The organism is bacterium, from assembly GCA_035529855.1.
In the GTDB taxonomy this organism is placed as follows: Bacteria; RBG-13-66-14; B26-G2; order WVWN01; family WVWN01; genus WVWN01.
This window is the reverse complement of the sequence record DATKVX010000002.1, coordinates 1-3224: the sequence shown is the minus strand read 5'-3', so window position 1 is coordinate 3224 and position 3224 is coordinate 1. Positions and strand designations below refer to the sequence as shown.

Genomic DNA, 3224 nt, shown 5'->3' with positions numbered 1-3224 from the left:
ACCCCGCTTCTTACGGGACCACTTATTGGCGTTTCATTAATACCGCGTCGGACTACGGGTGGTGCTACCAGATCGACCTCGGCGGCGCCACGGCCGTTGCGCCGGCGTCGTTGGGAAAGGTCAAAGCGCTTTTCCGGTAACCGGTATTTTCTCCGAACAAAAAGCCGCGTCCTAAGACGCGGCTTTTTTTATTCCACAGTTTGCCCTTCCCTTCGTCGCCTTGCCAGGTACCACCACCGCCGCGCGAACGCGCCCAGGTAGAACCGCCCCGAGACGGCCCATATCCCGATAAACATTCCCCACATCGCGCCGCCGGCCGCGTCCAGCGGGTAGTGGACGCCGACGTAGACGCGCGAGTACGAGACGACGAGCGCCACCGCGAAGAGCGCCGCGCCGACGCGCTTGTATTCCGTGAAGACGACGAAGGCGAAGGCGAACGTGTTCGCGGCGTGGGCCGACGGGAAGGCCGGCGACGGCGCCTGGTGCGGCAGCAGGAGGCGTACCGTCTCGAGCGCGAACGGCGGCCTGGCGCGGGCGAAGAGCGGCTTGAGGAGGCGGACCGTCGTCAGGTCCGCGAGGCCCACCGCCGCCGCCGCCGCGATTACGCAATATATCCCCGGCCGGCGGTAGCGCGCCGGCAGGTATATCGCCGTGAGGACGCCGGCGCCCAGGTAGAAATACTTGTGCGTAATGACGAGGAAGACGCCGTCCAGCGGCGGCCAGGCCAGCGTCTGGTTTATTAGGGCGAAAAGCGCCCGGTCGATGCCGACGACGAGGTCCAGCATCACCGTTCGCCTCGCAGCGTCGCGAGCGCCTCGAGCGCGGCGTCGTCGTAGGGGTCGAGCGCGAGGGCTTGCCGCGCGGCGTAGGCCGCGGCGCGGCCGTTGCCGTCCTGGATCTCGAGCCAGGCCAGCCCGTCCCAGACGCCGGCCAGCCGCGGGCAAAGCTCGAGCGCCCGTACGAACTCGGCTCGAGCGGGTTCGAAATCCTTCCGGTCGTACAGCTCGACGCCGTCGTTGTAGTGTTGCAGCGCGTCGTCGATGACCGCGTACGCGCGGTCGGTGAAGCTTTCGTCGTAGAAGCCGCCGGCCGCGGCCGGGCCGGTGAACAGCGGCGACGGCGGCCCGAGCCCCGGCGCCTCCCGGCCGGGTACGCCGACGAGGAAGACGCGCCACGATACCGTCTCGAAGACGGGCGTGAAGTGCTCGAGCCGGGCGGGTTCGAATTGCATACGGTACGCGCAGGAGCCTACCGGGACCTCGGTTGCGGCGCGGGCGTAGCGGATGGAGTCGGGGCCGCGGTTCATGACGAAGGCCGCGTGGTAGGCCACGTACGTCACGTCGTACTTTTCGCACACGCGGTAGAATTCTTCCTCGCCCTCGAAGATAGCCCGCCAGCACTCGTCGACCTTGGCCCGCATCCCCGGCGCCTCGTAGATGGGGTGGAGTACGACGGGCGTGGCGGCGTACATCAACAGCGTCGCCGACGCGGCGATAGGCGCGAGTACCGCCGTCTCGTCGCGGTCGGGCAAGTTGCCGAACCAGCGGATAAGGCGCCACTCCTCGTCGCCGACGACGGTGGCGTAGCCGCCCTCCGATTCGGCCGCGGCCTTGAGGAGTGACGTCCACGGCCAGGGTCGATACTCGTACCGGAACGCCTTCACCGCCTCGAGCGGGACGACCACGGCCGGTATCAAGAGCCAGGCCAGCGCGCGACGGCTCCTCACCAACCCGCCGTACCCGCCGGCGAGGACGGCTACGAAGAATATGAAGACGACGCTGAAGCGAGTATAGCCGGCATAGAGCAGGCCGAAGACGACGAAGAAGGCCAGCGTCGCGGCGCCGAGATAGCCGGACGGCGTCGCGAACCCCCGCGCGAATCTCTTGAAATGGCGGACGAGCGGGGCGGCGGCGACGGCGAGCGGCGGCCCCAGCAGCACGGCCGCGGCCGTGAGCGACGGCGAGTTCGCCGGGCCGGTCCATATCTCGCGCGCGGCGAGCGGCAGCGCCGTCGGGTCCGCCGGTTTCACCCCCAGGTACCGGATCTTGTACAATATCATCGTGTAGATGTGGGAATACTCGCCCGCGGCGGCGAAGGGTCTCCCCAGGCCGTAGGCGGCGGCGAAGAATATGACGAGCGCGGCGACGCGCTGCCACCATTTCAACCGCCACCGCCACCCGACCAGCGCGGCCGCCGCAACGGCGACGGCGAGCGCGAAGGACGGCGACGCCAAAAAGACCTTCTCGCGCAGCGCCGGGTGCAGGTACGCGACGGCCGCGGCGACGACCAGCGCGCCCGCGCCCCGGCCTACGTTCTTAGTTTCGTCCGACGCCAGCGCCGCCGCGGCCAGCGGCAGCGTCGCGAAGAAATAGAGGAAAGACGACCCGTGCCAACTCGCCAGCGCGAGGGCGAAGGCCGCGGCGCCGGCGGCGAACCAGCGCCACCCGCCCCCCTGAACCACCCTCACCTGGGAATACAGCGCGAAGAAGAATACCGGGAGGACGAAATCCTCGCGGAGGTAGTTGCCGCACGTTCGCAAATATATGGGGAGCGCCAGCGCGTATACCAGCGCCGCGAGCAGCGCGCCCCGCCGCGAGCCGAACGCGCGCCGCGCCCATAAATATACGACGAAGAGCGAAAGGCTGCTCCAAAGACATACGTGCCACCGGAGGAAAATCAGCGGGGGGACGCCGCGCACCAGCGGCCCGAGTAGCCGGTACGAGAGGCCGATGAAGGCGTCCTGTGTCAGGAAGAAGGAGCGCGCCGTATCGACGCCCTCCGGCCACTGCGCCGCCCGGTCCAGCGCCGGCACGTCTTCCCCGGTCGCGAACATGTACACGTACCGGAAGCGGAACGCGGGGTCCGAGGTGAAGTACGCGCCGACCGGCCAGTGGTACAATTTTACCGAGACGACGACGACGTAGAGCGCGACCAGCGCGGCCGCCGCGGCCAACGCGGGCCTGCGCGATACGAACTCGGATAGTGCCCGTAAGCGACGCAACTGATTGATATCCTTAAAGAAATTAAATCGGCGCAGTTTAACATAGGGGCGGGGCGCGCTCAACCGGGTTGTACCGGCGGCCTGGGGGGACAAGGGACATGGTACTCACCGGTTTCAGGTTCAACGAGGTCGAGGATGATAGGGGGCGGGGTAAACAGGTGCTCGGAGAGGCCGGGCCGCAAGGAGGAGGCGATTTGGAACGGAGACAGGTTCCCGCGGTGGC

General features: G+C 67.8%; 2 protein-coding genes. Both read right to left on the bottom strand.

Going from position 1 to position 3224, the window contains the following annotated elements:
* Positions 1 to 188: 188 nt before the first annotated feature.
* Complete coding sequence (locus tag VMX79_00030) at positions 189 to 785, bottom strand: phosphatase PAP2 family protein (protein HUV85481.1); 597 nt, start codon at positions 783 to 785, stop codon at positions 189 to 191.
* Positions 785 to 3001: a glycosyltransferase family 39 protein gene (locus tag VMX79_00025; GenBank protein ID HUV85480.1), complete on the bottom strand. Its 2217-nt coding sequence runs from the start codon at positions 2999 to 3001 to the stop codon at positions 785 to 787. Before VMX79_00025 ends, VMX79_00030 begins: the two co-directional genes overlap by 1 nt.
* Between the last annotated feature and the right edge of the window lie 223 nt (positions 3002 to 3224).